The organism is Bifidobacterium sp. AGR2158 (assembly GCF_000424225.1).
Taxonomy (GTDB): Bacteria; Actinomycetota; Actinomycetes; order Actinomycetales; family Bifidobacteriaceae; genus Bifidobacterium; species Bifidobacterium anseris.
On the sequence record NZ_AUJM01000017.1, the window covers coordinates 1 to 17,320 of the forward strand.

Annotated in this window: 14 protein-coding genes, 1 tRNA gene, 1 rRNA gene and 1 pseudogene; 14 read left to right on the forward strand and 3 right to left on the reverse strand. The window is 62.2% G+C overall.

Annotated features, from left to right (window positions below; genetic code table 11):
* The first annotated feature begins 148 nt into the window (after positions 1-148).
* From rrf to G606_RS0107280, 5 genes are all read left to right on the forward strand, one after another.
* Positions 149-265: ribosomal RNA gene (rrf, locus tag G606_RS0107255) — 5S ribosomal RNA — on the forward strand.
* Between the two features lie 254 nt (positions 266-519).
* Complete coding sequence (locus tag G606_RS0107265) at positions 520-1,572, forward strand: LacI family DNA-binding transcriptional regulator (protein WP_026645407.1); 1,053 nt, start codon at positions 520-522, stop codon at positions 1,570-1,572.
* A 216-nt stretch (positions 1,573-1,788) separates the two neighbouring features.
* On the forward strand, positions 1,789-2,745 hold the full coding sequence (locus G606_RS0107270; protein WP_026645408.1) for a nucleoside hydrolase: 957 nt from the start codon (positions 1,789-1,791) through the stop codon (positions 2,743-2,745).
* 92 nt (positions 2,746-2,837) lie between these two features.
* Entirely contained in the window at positions 2,838-4,292 is a 1,455-nt protein-coding gene (locus tag G606_RS0107275) for an MFS transporter (protein WP_051198677.1), read from the forward strand.
* 41 nt (positions 4,293-4,333) lie between these two features.
* Complete coding sequence (locus tag G606_RS0107280; RefSeq protein ID WP_026645410.1) at positions 4,334-5,308, forward strand: ribokinase; 975 nt, start codon at positions 4,334-4,336, stop codon at positions 5,306-5,308.
* Positions 5,309-5,425: 117 nt separating this feature from the next.
* Here the strand turns inward: G606_RS0107280 and G606_RS0107285 are convergent, their stop codons facing one another.
* Positions 5,426-6,439, reverse strand: a complete 1,014-nt coding sequence (locus G606_RS0107285) for a ribose-phosphate diphosphokinase (RefSeq protein ID WP_026645411.1) — start codon at positions 6,437-6,439, stop codon at positions 5,426-5,428.
* 306 nt (positions 6,440-6,745) lie between these two features.
* Here G606_RS0107285 and rpsF point away from each other — a divergent pair, with 306 nt between their 5' ends.
* From rpsF to rplI, 4 genes are all read left to right on the forward strand, one after another.
* On the forward strand, positions 6,746-7,033 hold the full coding sequence (gene rpsF / locus G606_RS0107290) for a 30S ribosomal protein S6 (RefSeq protein WP_026645412.1): 288 nt from the start codon (positions 6,746-6,748) through the stop codon (positions 7,031-7,033).
* 41 nt (positions 7,034-7,074) lie between these two features.
* The gene (locus tag G606_RS0107295) at positions 7,075-7,692 is read left to right on the forward strand and encodes a single-stranded DNA-binding protein (RefSeq protein ID WP_026645413.1); all 618 of its coding nucleotides are present in this window, start codon (positions 7,075-7,077) and stop codon (positions 7,690-7,692) included.
* Between the two features lie 78 nt (positions 7,693-7,770).
* Positions 7,771-8,019: a 30S ribosomal protein S18 gene (rpsR, locus tag G606_RS0107300; RefSeq protein ID WP_026645414.1), complete on the forward strand. Its 249-nt coding sequence runs from the start codon at positions 7,771-7,773 to the stop codon at positions 8,017-8,019.
* 18 nt (positions 8,020-8,037) lie between these two features.
* Positions 8,038-8,484: a 50S ribosomal protein L9 gene (gene rplI, locus G606_RS0107305; RefSeq protein WP_026645415.1), complete on the forward strand. Its 447-nt coding sequence runs from the start codon at positions 8,038-8,040 to the stop codon at positions 8,482-8,484.
* A gap of 131 nt (positions 8,485-8,615) precedes the next feature.
* Here the strand turns inward: rplI and G606_RS0107310 are convergent, their stop codons facing one another.
* Entirely contained in the window at positions 8,616-11,114 is a 2,499-nt protein-coding gene (locus G606_RS0107310; protein ID WP_026645416.1) for a DUF4878 domain-containing protein, read from the reverse strand.
* A gap of 213 nt (positions 11,115-11,327) precedes the next feature.
* Positions 11,328-11,798 (reverse strand): annotated as a pseudogene (locus G606_RS11545) (zinc-ribbon domain-containing protein); the annotation flags it as partial.
* A gap of 217 nt (positions 11,799-12,015) precedes the next feature.
* On the opposite strand from G606_RS11545, the gene G606_RS11210 reads away from it, so the two are divergent.
* The 5 genes from G606_RS11210 to gluQRS all read left to right on the forward strand — a co-directional run bounded on the left by G606_RS11210 (position 12,016) and on the right by gluQRS (position 17,301).
* Positions 12,016-12,936 carry a hypothetical protein gene (locus G606_RS11210; protein ID WP_155802831.1) on the forward strand — a complete coding sequence of 307 codons (921 nt, stop codon included), beginning with the start codon at positions 12,016-12,018 and terminating at the stop codon, positions 12,934-12,936.
* A 515-nt stretch (positions 12,937-13,451) separates the two neighbouring features.
* Positions 13,452-13,525: transfer RNA gene (locus G606_RS0107320), tRNA-Lys, on the forward strand.
* Positions 13,526-14,400: 875 nt separating this feature from the next.
* On the forward strand, positions 14,401-15,135 hold the full coding sequence (locus tag G606_RS0107330; protein WP_026645418.1) for an MIP/aquaporin family protein: 735 nt from the start codon (positions 14,401-14,403) through the stop codon (positions 15,133-15,135).
* 207 nt (positions 15,136-15,342) lie between these two features.
* Complete coding sequence (locus tag G606_RS0107335; RefSeq protein WP_026645419.1) at positions 15,343-16,236, forward strand: DUF3152 domain-containing protein; 894 nt, start codon at positions 15,343-15,345, stop codon at positions 16,234-16,236.
* A 63-nt stretch (positions 16,237-16,299) separates the two neighbouring features.
* Complete coding sequence (gene gluQRS / locus G606_RS0107340; RefSeq protein WP_026645420.1) at positions 16,300-17,301, forward strand: tRNA glutamyl-Q(34) synthetase GluQRS; 1,002 nt, start codon at positions 16,300-16,302, stop codon at positions 17,299-17,301.
* Positions 17,302-17,320: the final 19 nt, after the last annotated feature.

The window sequence follows — 17,320 nt, forward strand, 5'->3', positions numbered from 1 at the left end:
GGAGTCACACGATACAAGCATCAACACGAAACCGCAACGAACACCCGTTCCTTCCATACGAACACCTGCGCCCGCGTCCACCATCCGGTCCCCGAACCACCCACCAACCCCCACCCGGGGGTCGACCATGAATAACACAATACAGTCTTGCGGCGGTCACAGCCCAGGGGAGACGCCCGGTCCCATTCCGAACCCGGAAGCTAAGACCTGGCACGGCGATGGTACTGCACCCGACAGGGTGTGGGAGAGTAGCACGCCGCCGCACCCACACTTCACACGAAAGCCCACCACACGGTGGGCTTTCCCATATCCGGCGACTTCCACAGCCCACCCACACGGCGGGCCTCGTCATATGCAGCACCATGGCAGGACCGTACGATCAACGCTGCAGACGCCGTCGTCATCGACACCACCACCGTCATCGACACCATCACGATGATCACGATCGTCGAAACAAGCAACGCTCTACAATGGAAGTCATCAAACGATGGCCATTGCATTCGAATCGGGGAAACACACATGAGCAGGCGCGTGACGCTTAAGGAAGTCGCAAAGGAGGCGCAGGTGTCTCCGGCAACGGTGTCGCTCGTGCTCAACAACAAGCCGTCGCGTATCGCGAAGGAGACGCAGCAGCGCATCCGCGACGTCGCCGCACGCCTCCACTACGTCGTCAACGAGAACGCGCGCGGACTCGTCACGAACGAGACACGGCTGATCGCGCTCATCGTCCCGGACATCGAGAACATGTTCTTCGCATCCCTCGCGCGGCACCTCGAAGACGCCTGTCAGGAGGCCGGCTATGCGCTGTTCCTGTCGAACTCGGATGATCGGCGCGCGAATGAAAGCGCGCTGATGACGAATTACCTCGCGCGCGACATCGACGGCATGCTGCTGATTCCGTCGCTCGAATCGTATCGGCAGCCGCGGCAACTGCAACGGCAGATCGCGGCTGCGCACTGTCCGGTCACGCTCATCGACCGTCTCGTCACCGCGCGCATCTGCGACGGCGTCGGCTTCGACAACGTTCAGGGCGGCAGGCTCGCGGCGAGACGACTGCTCGAAGCGAGGCACCGCCGTTTCGCGTGCATCAGCGGGCAGACGGACGATATCAACGCGAGTAATCGTATGCAGGGATTCGTTGACGTACTGCGCAGTCATCACATCGACGCCGATGACATCCTGCTGCTCAACGGCAACTATCGTTTCACTGGCGGTTACGAACTCGCCGACTGTGTGCTCGACTTCGGTGCGACCGGCCTGTTCTGCTGCAACGATCTGATGGCAATGGGCGCCATGCAGCGCCTCGCCGAACATGACCTGCATGTGCCGCAGGCGTTGTCGATCGTCGGGTATGACAACATCATGCGACGCTTCGGCATGACGTCGCAGCTGACGACGGTCGAACAGGACGTCCATGAGCTCGCCGTGCGCAGCTGGGAGTGCCTGTACCGCCACATCCGGCTGCACGATACCGGCCGCGACTGCGCGACCGCGACGTCGGTGACGCTGCTCGAGCCGCGCATCGTCGAGGGGGCGACGGTCGCCGATGCGCCGGCGAAGGTTTTCGCCTGACGCGTACACCTTCACGTCCTTCTTGATGCCGACTGCCGCCCAACAGGCGGCGTTTTCGTGCGACACGCCGGCCCTTCGTCGTTTTGGCGAATCCTGATTCATCGGATATGATGAACGTAGTTCTTTGATAAAACGTTTTATCAAAGGGTTGACAAGGAAAGGTGAAGGAACGTCCGTCGACGATGACGGACGTCTTCAATGAGGAAGGACACAGCAATGAAGAAGCTCATCCTGGATCTGGACACCGGCGTCGACGATGCGTTGGCGATCTCCTACGCGCTCGGCAGCCCCGAAATCGAACTCATCGGCATCACCGGCACCTACGGCAACGTTCTGATGGAGCAGGGCGTGCGCAACGCGCTGGCGATCACCGACCTGCTCGGGCATCCGGAAGTGCCCGTGTACAAGGGCCTGCCGCACGCGAGCACGAAGGACTCCTTCGAAGTGCTGCCGATCTCCGCGTTCATCCACGGCGACAACGGCATCGGCGACGCCGTCATCCCGGATTCGACGCGCGAAGCGGAAAGCGAACCGGCCGTCGACTTCATCATCGACGCCGTGAAGACTTACGGCGACGATCTCGTCTACGTGCCGACCGGACCGCAGACGAACCTCGCAGCCGCGTTCAAGAAGGCGCCGGAAATCGCCGACGAACTCGGCAGCGTCGTCCTCATGGGTGGTGCGCTGACGGTCCCCGGCAACGTCAACGCGTGGACCGAAGCGAACATCTCGCAGGATCCGGACGCCGCGAACTACGTGTTCCGCCACACGAAGAACGCGACGATGGTCGGCCTCGACGTGACGCTGCAGACGCTGCTCACCTACAAGGAGACGCAGACCTGGCGTGATCTGCACACCGCCGCCGGCACCTTCCTCGCTGACATGACCGACTTCTACATCAAGGCCTACGAAACCACCGCGCCGCATCTGGGCGGCTGCGGCCTGCACGATCCGCTCGCCGTCGGCGTCGCCGTCGACCCGACGCTCGTCGACATCCATCCGATCAACATGAAGGTCGACATCGAAGGCCCGACGCGCGGCCGCACAATCGGCGACGAGGAACGCCTCAACGACCCGCACAAGACGATGGGAGCCGCGCTCGGCGTCGACGTGCCGCGCTTCCTCGACGAATTCATGACCCGCATCACCAACGTCGCCCGGCAGGCGGCTTGACCCGAATCCAATTCACAGGTGTGCTGAACGCGTGCAACGTGCTCGGCGCACATCGCCGGCAATGACGCCGACAGCAACTGAAAGGAAACATCATGAGTGACACCACCGCTGTGGCGACGCATGAGGTCACGCCTGAGCAGAACAGGATGGCAGTGCATGCCCTGATTTTGCTGCTCATCACATTTATCCTAGGCACGCTGTGCCTCCAAGGCTTCAATCTGGTCTTCACCGACATCGGCGCCGAGGTCGGCGCGCCCGATCAAGCCGCATTGATCACGAGCCTGCCATCCATTGTGCTTGGTATCGTCTGCTTCATCTACGGCTCGCTCGGCGATTTCGTCTCGTTGAAGAAGCTCATCGTATTCGGCTTGGTGACGTTATTCGTGGGCTGCATGTATGGCTTCTTCATCAACATGTTCATGGCGCCGAACCTGTGGAACGTCATCATCGCACGTATTCTGCAGACTGCAGGCGAGCAGGTGGCCGGCTCCGTGTATTTGGTCATTGCCACCAAGTACCTGCGCAATAATCTGAAGGTCATTTTCTTCGGCCTGTTCACCGCAGGGTATCAGGTTTCCGCGGCCATTGGCGTCTTCGCCGCCGGCCTGCTGAGTTCCATTGCATGGCAGTACCTGTTCCTCATTCCGTCGGTGACAATCATCTTCCTGCCGTTCCTGCTCCGTCTGCTGCCGAACCGCGGCGGCGACGCTAAGCACGTCGACTGGATCGGCTTCATCATCTTCGGTCTGGCCTCCGCGTTCCTGTCTCTGTTCTTCTCGTATAACGCATGGTGGATGCTCATCGTCTGCGTCGCGCTGTTCGCGATCTTCGCCGTGTACATCAACCGCGCGGCCGATCCGTTCATTACGCCGGGCTTCTTCAAGAACACCCGCTGGCTCGCCGCGATCATGCTCATCGTGCTGTTCTACTTCACGAACTACTGCATGTCGCCGATTTTCAACGCGCTCGGTGGCTCGCTGTACGATATGGATTCCAGCAAGGTTTCGCAGTACATTGTGTGGGCCTTCCTGGTGGCCGCGCTGTTCGGTACGACTTCGGGCTGGATCGTTGGCAAGATCGGCCGTACTTCGGCCATTGTGTGCGCCTCCGTGTTTATGATGATCGGATTTGTAGGCTCCGCGTTCTGCATCAACACGAACTTCGGCGTGCTCACCGCGTTCGCCTGCGTGTTCTATGCAGGCTGCGGCCTAATGTACTCGCCGGTCGTCTCCACGGTGCTTGACACGCTGTCTGTTGACGAATCCGGGCGTGGCGTGGGCATGAACGATCTGGTGATGAACGTCACCGCCTCAATCGGCATCGCCATCTTCGGTGCCCAGCTCGGCGGCAATGCGCTCAGCCATGGCAGCCTGATCGGTGCCACCGGTCCGGCGGCTGTGTACTCCAACCTCCTGTTTATCGCCGCCTGCGTCGTGCTTGCCGGCCTGATTTGGTTCCTGTGCTTCCGTCGTCACATCTATGGCAAGTCGTCGCATGATGGCATTGCCAAGAAGGACGAAGAAGAGATCGTAGCCACCGAGGCCTGATACCCAATGCAGTCCAATGACGATTCTGTGAAAGGATTGATATGACTCGTGAGGAAACGCTTGCTCTGCTGAACAACATCCATGGCTCGGTCTCCGTGGTCGGCTCGATGAACGCGGACTATACGGTGACCACGGAACGTCTTCCCGGACCGGGTGAGACCGTCGCCGGCGGTCCGCTGCAGGTGCTCCCGGGAGGAAAGTCCGGTAATCAGGCCGCAGCCGCTGCCAAACTCGGCGCCAATGTACGCATGTTCGGTGCTTTGGGCTCAGATGCGAACGCCGACTTCCTGCTCGGCCAACTCGTCGACGCCGGTGTGGACACCTCGGGCATACGCACGGTGCTCGGACCAAGCGGCACCACGGTAATCACCGTGGATGCGAATGGCGAAAACACCATCGTCTACTCTCCGGGCTCGAATGCCAGTGTGAGCGTGGAATACGTGCATGCGCAGAAAGATCTGCTCACGTCGTCCCAAGTGCTTGGTCTGTGCTTGGAGTCGCCGCTGGAAACGGTGACCGCCGCCGCAAAGATGTGCCACGAAGCTGGGCTCCGTGTGCTGCTCAACGATTCGCCGTTCATGGCCGAACTGCCTGCGCAGCTCGTCGAGAACGCCGATATCCTGTTGGTGAACGAGCACGAGCTTGTGCAATTGCTGCGCATCGACGAACCCGAAAACGACGACTGGGATTTGTTCGATTGGCAGGACGCCCAGAAGCGCCTGCGTGACTTCGGCTTCAGTCAGGCCATCGTCACGCTCGGCGGCGACGGCTCCGTGGTGCTCGACGCCACTGTTGACCCGTCGATCATTCGCATCGCGCCGGTTCATGTGGACGCTGTCGACACCACCGGCTGCGGCGACTCGTTTATGGGTACCGTGCTCGCGGCGCTCGCCTCGGGCCTGTCGCTTGAAGCCGCCGCGCAGCTTGCCTCCTACGTTTCCGCATACGCGGCGACCAGCTACGGCGCTCAGGCATCGTATGGCACCGCCGTGCAGATCCGTGAGAAGTTCAAGTAATCAAGTTAATACTGCATGAATAATGCATGAATAAAGGGGCGCCCCGGTACGAATGTACTCGGGGCGCCCCTTGTGAGGTAGAACATGGGTCTGGTTATCTGATCTTCGATAACCCGCTCACGCGTAGATGTTGCGCGTGCGCATGTCCTCGGGCAGCCCGTTGAGCAGATTCGAGACGGAACGCGACTCGAAGACCGAGCGGATGCCGGCGGCGAGCAGCGGCGCCGTCGACAGCACCGTCATGTTCGGCAGACGCTTCTCCTCGGGGATCGGCACCGTGTCCATCAGCACGATCTCCTTCGCGCCGCTTTCGCGCAGACGGTCGACGGCCGGACCGGAGAGCAGGCCATGCGTTGCGACGAGCGTGACCGACTTCGCGCCGTGCTCATGCAGTGTGCGGACGGCTTCGCAGATCGTGCCGGCCGTGTCGATCATGTCGTCGACGACGACGCAGTCACGGCCCTTGACATCGCCGATGATGCCGTGGGCGACCGCATGGTTTGGCCGCGTCGTGTCGCGGGTCTTGTGGATGAAGGCGAGCGGCAGGCCGCCGAGCTTCGCCGCCCACTGTTCGGAGACCTTGATGCGGCCGGCGTCGGGGGAGACGATTGTCGTGTTGTCAAGCGGCAGCCGGTTGCGCATGTAGTCGAGCAGCACCGGCATCGCCGTCAGATGATCGACCGGGCCACTGAAGAAGCCCTGTTCCTGCGCGGCGTGCAGGTCGACGGTCATGACACGGTCGGCGCCGGCCGCCTGCAGCAGCGAGAACATCAGCTTCGCCGTGATCGGCTCGCGTCCCAGATGCTTCTTGTCCTGACGAGAATAGCCGAAGAACGGCGCGACGACGGTGATCGAACGCGCCGAAGCGCGTTTGGCGGCGTCGATCATGATGAGCTGTTCCATGATCCATTTGTTGATTGGTTGCGTATGCGCCTGCATGATGAACACGTCGGCGCCGCGGACGGGCTCGGTGAACCGCACGTACATCTCGCCGTTCGCGAAGTCGTAGGCCGTCGTTGGCAGGACCTCGGTGCCGAGATAATGTGCGGTTTCCTCAGCTTGTTCCGGATAGGCGCGTCCGGTGACGAGTGCGAGTCGTTTATCGGGTGTGCCTTCGAGAACTGCAGACATGGTTCGCCTTTCAAATGCGTGGGAGTACCCGTGGTTCAAGCAACACCAATATAACAATGCGGCTGTATGTGCGCTGGGTGTCGTTCAGCCTGCGGCGCGAAGCGAAGGGCGCAGCGCGAGGGGATGGGCGGCGAAACGCGCGGGGACGCCGTCGCGCCCGTCGCCCGCAGGTGTCCCGCGCCGCGGCTATGCTATGAAAGTTGCTCTGAATCGGGCATGCCTTCAGGCGCTTCCGATTCAGAAGCACAACGCATACACACTCCTGTCACGGAACGTCCGTGGCCGAAAGTCCGAAGGAGGTGGGTGATGTCTGCGCATAAGTACGAAATGATGTTCATTGCCGATCCTGAACTGGATGAGAACGGTCTGAAGAAGCTGACTGATCAGCACATGGAGATCGTCACCAAGGAAGGCGGTTCCGTCGAGAACATCGATATCTGGGGACGCCGCAAGCTCGCTTACGAGATCGATGGCAAGAACGAAGGCAACTACGTCGTCGTGACGTACAGCTGCGAACCGCAGGTCAGCGACGAGCTCGACCGCGTCATGAATCTGAACGAAGCGATCGTTCGCACGAAGATCATCCGTAAGTAATTCCGCTGTAGGGTTTTTGCACAAGGATAGGCAGGCAAGACATGGCAGGTGAAACCATCATCACGATCACGGGCAATCTGACCCGCGATCCGGAACTGCGCACCGTCGGCAGTGGCTCGACGGTCGTCAACTTCACCATCGCTTCGTCGACGCGTACGTTCAACCGGAACACCAACCAGTGGGAGGACGGCGACACGCTGTTCATGAACTGCTCGGCTTGGGATTCGGCACGCACTTCGCTTGCGTCGAACATCGCGAACACACTGTCCAAGGGCATGTCCGTCATCGCTCAGGGTCGTCTGACGCAGCGTTCGTATCAGGCTCAGGACGGCTCGCAGCGCACCGTCGTCGAACTGCGCGTCGAGGACATCGGTCCTTCGCTGCGCCGCGCGACCGCGCAGGTCCAGCGCCAGTCCGCAAGCTCCGGCTTCGTCGGCAACCAGCAGGGCGGCTACAACAACGCCCCCGCCGGCAACGCAAACCGCGGAGGCTATCAGGGCGGCGCCGCCTACAATGGCGGCGCGAGCAGCTACGGCGCTCCGCAGCAGCAGGCTCCGGCTACCGACCCGTGGGGCGAGGCCTCGCAGTCGTCGGGCTCGAGCTTCGGCAGCTTCGGCACGAGCGAATTCGGCGGCAACGGCGACGAGGACGATTTCTAAAGCCTTCGGGATCGCACGCCGAACCCAACATCCGCAATACCACAGCATCACATCATTTCATTTGTAAGGAGACCATAGATGTCACGCAAGAGGCCGCAGCCGCCGGTGAAGCCGTTCAAGAAGAAGCCGAACCCGCTCAAGGCTGCCAAGGTTACCAAGATCGATTACAAGGACGTCGCGCTGCTGCGCAAGTTCATCTCCGATCGTGGCAAGATCCGTTCCCGTCGCATCACCGGCGTCACCGTGCAGGAGCAGCGCGAGATCTCGAAGGCGATCAAGAACGCCCGCGAGATGGCCCTGCTGCCGTACGCCACCAACGGCCGCTGATTCTAGGAGGAGTTGAAGATGGCAACCACCAAGGTTATTCTCAAGCAGTCCGTCAACAATCTGGGCCACGCCGGCGACATCGTCGAGGTCAAGCTCGGCTACGCCCGCAACTACCTGATCCCGCAGGGCTACGCCCTCGCCTGGTCGAAGGGTGCCGCCGCTCAGGCCGAAGCCATGAAGCGCGCCCGCCTCGCCAAGGCCGTCGCGACCCGTGAGGGTGCCGTCGAGGCCAAGGGTCTCATCGAGGGCATCGCCGTCGAGATCCCGGCGAAGGTTTCCGAGTCCGGCAAGCTCTTCGGCGGCATCTCGAACGAGCAGATCGCCAAGGCGCTCGCTGACAAGGTCGCGGTCGATCCGAAGGCGATCACCGTCGAGTCGATCAAGACGACCGGCGAATTCCCGGCCACCGTCGCCCTGCACCCGGAGATCACTGCGAACTTCTTCGTGAAGGTCGTCGCCGAGTGATCATGCCGGCCGCGCACACCGCGCGACCACCACAGACCCAAACCGTCTGAGCTTAAGCAATGGGGAAGGCCCCGCAGCCAACCAGCTGCGGGGCCTTCCTGTATCTTGTTGTCTCGATCAGCCGCGAACGATCAGTCGTCGCTGTCGCTGATCTCGATCGTGAGCTTGTCGCCGTCCACGCTGAAGGTGCCGGACATCGACGACATCGTCGTATCGCCATCCTCCGGCTCCCAGCCGTCCGAATCCTTGTGCTCGTAGGTGTACTTGACTTCGGTGCCGTAATCGGTCTGGAACGTGCCGTAGTCGGTGTCCACCTCCACTTCCGGATAGTCGCTGATCGACCATGTGAAGTTGCGCACGTTCTTCGTGTCGCCGTAGGTGTACACGCTGAACGGGCAGCCCTTCGGATCGAAATCGGTCGATTTCTCGCAGGCGTCGAGCTTCTCGTCCACCTTCTGTTGGATCGCGTCGCTCAGCGCGTCCGTCGCCTCCACCGAGATCGATGCGTACGAATTCGTCGATTCGTCGCCGCTCGCGATGATCTGCGCGGCCTTCGACGTCAGATACTTCGACTTGCCAGCCGACACGCTGTAGGTGCCCGGATACACGGTGAACGACCACGCGTTGTCGTCGGCGTCCTTCGCGTTCTTCTCGGTGACCTCGACGCCGTTGACGTCGAGCGCCGAAATCGCCTCCGGCTTCGTGACGTTGATCGTCGTCGTCATCGGCTCGGCGACGCCCCAGTCGGTGAAGAACACCGCCTTGCTGCCACGCTTGATCATCTTGAGGTCATGGGTGACCTCCTTGCCGTCGAGCGTGTACGAGACGGTAACGATCTTCGAATTGCCGTTCGCCTTCTCCTTGATGACCTGTGCGTTCGAGATGCGGCCGTCCTTCGGCGCGGCGTTGTTGGACAGCAGTTTCATCTGATCGTTCTTGACCTGCGGCTTGGCGATGCTGTTCGCACGGTTGAAGTCGCCCGATTCGATCGCCGCGATGTACTGCTTCGCTGTGGCCGATGCGCTGAAGGTCGACGAATTGAGCGCCGAGAAGACGATTGACAGCACGATGATGAGACTGACGACGACACCGCCGATGATGAGCCACATCTTCGTCTTCGGCGACATCGGCTTGCGCGTCGCCGCGGCGGCCGGTGCGCCTGGCACAGCGGGAGCGATGCCCGGGGTCGGCACCGCTGACGTCGGCATCATGCCAGGAGTCGGCACGGTGGGCGCAGGGACGGCGAAGGTCTCGGTCGCGCTTGCGACACCGGACGGCGTCGCCATCGTCATCGATTCGGTGACGACGACCTCGTTCGCGTCATGGCGCGTCGAACGCAGACCCAGACGCACGGTGCCGCCGACGAGAATCGGCCAGATGCCGGGCAGCGACTGGATGACGGTCGGTCCGAGCAGACGGGAGACGACCTCGATGATGAAGGACCACAGCGCCGCGATCAAGCAGAACCACAGCGCCGGCACGATCTGATACGACATGCCGGTCGCGGTGCCGACGCCGCTGGCACCGGTGAGCACACCCATGAACAGATACGGCGTGATGAGCCAGAAGGCCAGCCAGAATAACGGCGCCTGCCAGCAGAACCGCCAATCGGCGTAATACGGGTCATAGGCGTTGCGTGCGGCGGCGCGCAGCGCGACATAGAAGCCGCACAGCAGATAAAGGACGAACATCAACCACAGCGCCCACATGTAGTCGAATCCGGCCGTCATATCGGAGCTGAACAGCGAAATCGAAATCGTGTTGGTGCCGGTCGACGCGAATTCGATGGCGCCGAAGGAGCCGATGACGATGTTCCATGCGCTCAGCGCAGGCAGCACGACCGGAAGGAACGCCCACAGCGCGGACACGTTGCCGCCCTGCGAGCTCAGCTTCGTCGTCGTGACGATCATGATGATGAGCGCGACGACGGTCGACACGGCGACGTAGCAGGCCGCCGATTCGACGACGGTGCGGCGGAAGCCGCGGACGCGATGCGCCCACGTCCACGCGGCAGTGAAGACGTTCGACTCGTCGGCGGTCGTATCGGCGAGGAAATAGCCGATGAGCGCGCCGAGCGTCGCGAGGATGAACACAAGCGCGAAGGTGCGGAACGTCGCGCCGGACAGCGTGATGTAGTTCGAATCTTCGCTATAGGAGTAGCGCATGATCGCCGTGAGCAGCAGCATGACGAGGCCGGAGACGATGCCGACGGCGAAGGAGCTGAGGACACCGACCCAACGGAAGCGGATCGCCGCCTTGCGCGCCATCAGGAACGCGCCGAACGCGCAGCCGATGGCGAGCGCATAGCCGATCCACGACAACGGCGTCGTGATGGAGAAGGAACCCACCAGACCGCCGTCGGAACCGATGTTCGCCGTGATTGAACCGGAGTTGCCGAGCGCGAGATAGACGCCCAGACGGTGGAAGAAGTTGAGATTGGTCAGCGGCTCGTTCATGCCGGAGGAATCGATGACGTTCTGCAGCGAGCTCCACGAGATGAGCAAGCCGAACAACGCCATGACGATCGCGGCGCCGAGTCCGACGCCGGTGGAAGTGCCGAAGGTGGCGAGCTGCTGCGGCGTGACCTGCACCGGAGCCTTCGGCGTAGCCGGCTGCGGAGCTGCGGCCATTGGAACTCCTGGAACGGGCGGGACGGTCGGTGCGCCCGGTGGTGCTGGAGCGGACGGTGCTGCTGGCATTGCAGGTGCGGGTGCTGCCGAGGCCGGCTGCGGTGCCGGTACGGCGGCGTACGGTGGCAGCATCGTCGTCGGCTGATAGCCGGTCGGTGCGGCCGGGGCTGCAGGCTGCGGCGGAACGGCAGGCTGCGTCTGCTGATTCACCGGCGTTCCGCACGACGGGCAGAACTGTGAACCAGCCGGGACGGCTGTGCCACAATGCGGACAATACATCTGGAAGCTCCTTCTCTCCTCAGTTGGTGGGGCGATCCCCCTAGTGCCGATTGTATCCCAGAGGGCCGTGCCGCCGTCGGCGGTCGGACGCACGGCGTATAGCAAGGTGCATATATGCATATATATTGGGAGGATGGGGCCGGAGGCGGCCCTGCATGAGCGGATGCCATAAGAACGGGGCAACCGCTGATTGGATGCACAAATCGGCGACGAGGAAGGGAAGTGACCGACGATGCAATGTCCACAATGCCATGCACAGGTCGAAGAGGGGGAGGGCTTCTGCTGGAACTGCGGCACACGACTGCAGCAGACGGCGCCGATGCCCGATACGACACGCGTCGCCGGAGTCGCCGTGTCGCCACCGGCGCCGGCCGCGCCGTCCGCAGCGGCGGAAACGAGCGTCATACCGCCCGCGCCATCCTACGACGCATCGATGTACGAGGAAACGGTCCTCGGACCGACACCGACGGTTCCGGTCGCCCCTCCTGCGGCGTCGAGCGTGCCGCCGGCAGCTACTGTGCCTCCTGCGGCCGCCGTGCCACCGCCGATGACGCCGCCGACTCCGGGCGATAACGGTGGCAAAAAGCCGAAATCAAACCGCGGACTCATCATCACGCTCATCGTGCTCGTCGTCATCATGATTGCAGCAATCGGCTTCTGGATCTGGCAGTCGACCCGCACAAACGACGGCGCCTCCACACAGCCGACGACGCAACAGCAGACGACGGACGACGCTTCGTCAGGCGACGTCGACGGCAATGACAAAGACGACAAAGACGACAAAGACAAGAAGAAAGACGCAAAGTGCACGGCGACACCAGACGTCGACGTCGACGACCTCAGCGTCAACGGCAACTCACTCATCGCCACACTCGCACTCAGTGCCAAATCATGCGACAACGGCACCTACGCCGAACCCAACATCAAAATCACCGTCAAAAACGACGACGGCGACGTCATCGCCGTAGCCGTCTACGACTTCACCAAAAAACCCATCACCTTCCAAGACGGCGAAGCAACCACACAAATCGCCTTCAACTCACGGCAACACTGGCAGCCGGCCGACGAAATCACCTCACCGACGAACGCCAAAGTCATCTGGCAAACCGGACAAAAAGGCGAAGGCAATGCATCCGCAGACGTCGCCGACGCGCGCGGCGGCGCATCCATCGACACTGCCGATAACGAACGCTACGCACAACTCGCCCTCAAACGGCAACTCAACGACGACTCATCACTGACCTCGCCGTTCTACTCCGACTACACCACACAGCTGTCCAGCAAAAAATACAACATGAACATCGACGGCAAAGCGTGGAAGTACACCGACATCTACGAACAATTCCTCAAACTGCACTACAAACACCCCAATGCGATCCTCATCTGGGCCGCCGACTACTACAACTACACCAAACACGGCCACGCAGCCGACTACTACGTCATCCTCTCCGGCGAAACATTCTCACGGGCAGAGGATGCCACGGAGTGGTGTTCGGCAAACGGATATGCGGCTCAGGACTGCGTAGCGGTGGATCTGCAGTAGGGGTTTGTGACTGCGTGCTTGCTTGAGCATGCTTAAGCGGGCTTCTTGTGTGCTTTCTGTGTGCTTGAGTATTCTGCTGCGGCTGTGGCTGCGGCTGTGGCTGTGGCTGCGGTTAGGCGAAAGGCGGCGCGCAGACGACGAAGGGAAATGTTATTCGTCGTCTGCGCGCCGCCTTTCGCGGGTTTGCGATGACGTGCACGTTTTCTGATGACGTTTGCTGAGCGTTGTGGGGACGTGCGCGTTGTCTATTTGTTGATGACGGGGACTGCTGGGGGGCGACGCAGTGCTCGGGGTGGGGAGGGCAAGGTAAGAAGGGAGACAAATGTGAAGGAATTGTGAAGATGTGGATGGAGTGAGAGGATGAGGGGGTGTAAGAGGGGGTATGAGAGGGGTGGTGGAGGTGGTTTTGAGATTTTGGGAGAACGTTGGAAAATCAGGGTTTTTGAGGCGCGACACGCCGGGAGTTGCGGTGGGGGAGAATCCGAGTATATTTATCTCTCGGTTCACGAACCAACGCCCCTTTAGCTCAGTTGGTTAGAGCAGCTGACTCTTAATCAGCGTGTCCAGGGTTCGAATCCCTGAGGGGGCACAAACGAAGGCCTCGGTCGCACGGCGACCGAGGCCTTCTTCGTTTCGCGCCGGGGATGTGGGTGCGGCCGGCTGGTGTGAAGAGGCGGCGTTGGCAGGCGGTTGGGTGAGGCAGGAGGGGCGGACTGGGCGCATTGCTGTGAGCGAAGCTTGGTTGGGCGCGACGCATACGATGAAAGGGAACCACATCAATCACTGCGACGACGCACTGCCGAAGACTGGATCATGTCTCGAAGACTGGATCAGGCCGAAGGCAGACATGCTGAAGGCATGGTGGCGCAGCGGTACAGCAACGAAAGGAGGAAGTGTACGATGCAGCAGCATCAATGGGAATCGACCTTCGCGGCCCTCGACAGGCTCATGACGCAGGTTGATGACGAGTCGACGGTCGCCGTCATGGAACAGCAGTACGGCGAATGAGATGACAGGTCGATCGAAAACGACAGACAGCAGATAGCAACAGACAGACACAGATAGTATCTAGCCGATAACAGAAGGATGGTCGTATCGGCGGCCAGTATGAAGCTCGCGGGCATGCGACCCGGCGAGTTTTTTTATGGGCCGCGCACAACGACGTGCGCGGCAGGGACCGGGTACGGCAGAGACGTGCGCGTGTGTCTTGGATGGGAAATATGAGAGCGTCGAATGGTATGGCGGGGTGTGCGAACGATTGCGGGTGATGTGGTGCGCGGGAGACGATGTTGCAGGCAGAGGGTGCTAACGTTTGCGGCGGGAGAGGGTCTATCGGCGGCTCACGGTATGGACGGGCGGCGTTTGTCGGGGGACGCCTCGGCGTACGCTGAACTAGCTCGCTGCGTCCTCGGGAGGCCGCGAGATCGATCGAGAGTAGAGAAAACAGAAATAAGGAAATTCCTCGTGGAATACTCATTGTTCACCAAGTTGGCGGCCGAATTCGTCGGAACCGCCGTGCTCATGATCTTCGGCAACGGCGCTGTGGCCAACGTCGAGCTGAAGAACACGAAGGGACACAACGCGGGCTGGCTCAACATCGCGATGGGCTACGGTTTCGGCGTCATGTTCCCGGTGCTCATGTTCGGTGGCGTCTCCGGCGCGCACATCAACCCGGCGATGACGCTTGCGCAGGCCGTCAACGGCATGTTCCCGTGGAGCCAGGTCCTGCCGTACATCTGCGCGCAGATCCTCGGTGCCGCCGTCGGCCAGCTCATCGTCTACATCTGCTACTACCCGCACTACAAGGAGACCGAGAGCGCCGAAGCGATCCTCGGCACCTTCTGCACGACCGACGCCTACGCGACGCGTCGTAACTATTTCATCAACGAGTTCGTCGGCACGATGATCCTCGTTCTCGGCGCGCTGTGCTGCCTCGAGCTGCAGTGGGGCAAGACGAACTACGCGGCCGCTTCGATCGTCGTCGGCTTCATCGTCTGGGGCCTCGTCTGCTCGCTCGGCGGCCCGACCGGCCCTGGCCTCAACCCGGCCCGCGATCTGATGCCGCGTCTGCTCCACCAGATCCTGCCGATCCCGCACAAGGGTTCGTCGCGTTGGAACGAAGCGTGGATTCCGGTCGTCGCGCCGATCCTCGGCGGCATGCTCGGCTGCTGGCTGTTCAACGTGCTGTTCGCGATCTGATTCGCGTTCCGTCGATTCCGTCTTCCTCAAGCGGCCCGTGGGTTACCCGCGGGCCGCTTTTGTGAGTCTATCCGCCCTCTGCTTCGCCGTCATTGCTATAGTGGGGGCATCGATTTCGCGTCCGCGGGCGACGCGACGGCGGATACGACGACAGTGCAGAGCAGGCATTACAGTGCAGACAGTGCAGGCATACGGAACGGATGAGTCATGGGTAGTGCGAACATGAACAGGGCCTCTCGTCGGCGCCACCACAGGCGTCTGCACCAACGCTACATCGTGCGCCGCGTCGTTGCGGCGATCTCGCTCGTGCTGCTCGTTGTATCCGTTGTCGCGAGCGCCGGCGCATCGGTCGCGCAGGTCACGGCAGCACCCGAGGAAGGCGGCGCCGCGTCGGCGAACATCGATTTCACGAAGGCACTGCGCATGGCCTTCGCGAACGGGCAGATTGAGGAACCCGAGCCGCTGCACCCGAAAAGCGACGAGGATCGCCGCAAGGAGGCAGCGCAACGCGAAGTCGACGCACTCGCCGCGCCGATGTCCGCCGAGCAGCGCAAGGAAATCTACGACAAGGCGAAGCAGACGGCCGAGCAAAGCGGCGCGCAGGCTACGAAGATGACGTACTGCGTTGCGACGAACGGCGACGTCGGCGACAAGGCGGCCTTCGCGAACACCGTCGACCGCGTACTCAACGACTCCCGCGGATGGCCGCGCGCCGGCGTCGTCTTCCAGCAGGTCGACGATGGCTGCGACGTGACGGTGACGCTCGCCGCGCCGGAGAAGCTGCCGACCTATTCGACGTATTGCTCGAGCGAATACAGCTGCCGTGTCGGTGCCGACGTCATCATCAACAAGAAACGCTGGGACGGCGCCGTCGACCACTGGTTCCAGGAAGGCGGCACGCTCGCCAGCTACCGCACGATGGTCATCAACCACGAAGTCGGCCATGCGCTCGGACATCTCGACAACGAACAGCCGTGCGGCGGCGCGGGGCAGGCGGCGCCGCTGATGCAGGAACAGTCGATGTTCCTCAACGGCTGCACGATCAACCAATGGCCGCTCGACGGCGAACTGTGGTCGACTTTCGCCGGATCGCCGGCGTGACGGCGGCGGAAGATAACAGATGACAGCAGATGACAGTAACAGCGATCGAAAGGCGGCGCATCGATGAGCGGTAGGTTCGCGCCGACGCCGTCGGGACGCATGCATCTGGGCAACGCCTACGCGATGCTCGCGGCGTGGCTCTCCGCGCATGCGCGCGGCGAGGACGTGCGGCTGCGTATCGAGGACATCGACGTGCCGCGCATCATGCCGGGAGCCGACGAGTGGATTCGCGACGACCTCACATGGCTCGGGCTCGATTGGTCGGGCGACGTCGTGCGCCAGTCGCAGCGCACCGCGCTCTACGACGAGGTTTTCGCGACGCTGCACGACGCCGGACTGCTCTACCCATGCTTCTGCTCGCGCGCCGAAATTCGCGCCGCGTCCGCGCCGCAGGAGGGCGACCGTTTCATCGTCTATCCGGGCACGTGCCGACGGCTGCACGACGGACACCCCGACGAGGCCGCCGCGCGCGTGCGCGCCGGCGAACGCCACGCATGGCGGCTCGCCGTGCCGCCCGCCGGCGCGCAGGACGGTCGCATCCTCTTCGACGACCGCGTCTACGGGGCGCAGGACTACGATCTCGGCGCCGCGCTCGGCGACGTCGTGCTGCGTCGATCGGACGGCCTGTACGCCTATCAGTTCGTCGTCACGCTTGACGATCTGCTGATGGACATCGACGATATCGTGCGCGGCCGCGACCTGCTGCGTTCGACGGCGCTGCAGATCTGGCTGCGGCAGCGATTGATCGACTGCGGCGTCGGCGGCCGCGCATGGCAGCCGGCGCAGACGCCCGACTACGCGCATCTGCCGTTGCTCGACAACGCCGCCGGCGTGCGGCTCGCGAAACGCGTTCGCTCGCTCGACCTCGGCCATCTGCGCGCGCAGGGCGTGCGCCCGGAAGCTGTCGTTGGCTACTGCGCGTGGGCGCTCGGAATCATCGAACAACCCGAGGCGATCGACGCGCGCGAGGCGCTCGCGTGCTTCGACTGGCGTCATGTGCGCGCGGTGCGCGGCCGCGATTTCAAAGTGCCCGGCGACGTCGGCGCGCGGCTGCTGGGGATGTGAACGCCGTACGTCGTGAACA

Excerpts from the sequence above, each read along its gene's own strand:
- rplI (WP_026645415.1), top strand. The coding sequence starts at position 8,038 with ATGGCAACCACCAAGGTTATTCTCAAGCAGTCCGTCAACAATCTGGGC.
- G606_RS0107280 (WP_026645410.1), top strand. The coding sequence starts at position 4,334 with ATGACTCGTGAGGAAACGCTTGCTCTGCTGAACAACATCCATGGCTCG.
- G606_RS0107285 (WP_026645411.1), bottom strand. The coding sequence starts at position 6,439 with ATGTCTGCAGTTCTCGAAGGCACACCCGATAAACGACTCGCACTCGTC.
- rpsF (WP_026645412.1), top strand. The coding sequence starts at position 6,746 with ATGTCTGCGCATAAGTACGAAATGATGTTCATTGCCGATCCTGAACTG.
- G606_RS0107335 (WP_026645419.1), top strand. The coding sequence starts at position 15,343 with ATGGGTAGTGCGAACATGAACAGGGCCTCTCGTCGGCGCCACCACAGG.
- G606_RS0107295 (WP_026645413.1), top strand. The coding sequence starts at position 7,075 with ATGGCAGGTGAAACCATCATCACGATCACGGGCAATCTGACCCGCGAT.
- gluQRS (WP_026645420.1), top strand. The coding sequence starts at position 16,300 with ATGAGCGGTAGGTTCGCGCCGACGCCGTCGGGACGCATGCATCTGGGC.
- G606_RS0107310 (WP_026645416.1), bottom strand. The coding sequence starts at position 11,114 with ATGGCCGCAGCTCCGCAGCCGGCTACGCCGAAGGCTCCGGTGCAGGTC.
- rpsR (WP_026645414.1), top strand. The coding sequence starts at position 7,771 with ATGTCACGCAAGAGGCCGCAGCCGCCGGTGAAGCCGTTCAAGAAGAAG.
- G606_RS0107265 (WP_026645407.1), top strand. The coding sequence starts at position 520 with ATGAGCAGGCGCGTGACGCTTAAGGAAGTCGCAAAGGAGGCGCAGGTG.
- G606_RS0107270 (WP_026645408.1), top strand. The coding sequence starts at position 1,789 with ATGAAGAAGCTCATCCTGGATCTGGACACCGGCGTCGACGATGCGTTG.
- G606_RS0107275 (WP_051198677.1), top strand. The coding sequence starts at position 2,838 with ATGAGTGACACCACCGCTGTGGCGACGCATGAGGTCACGCCTGAGCAG.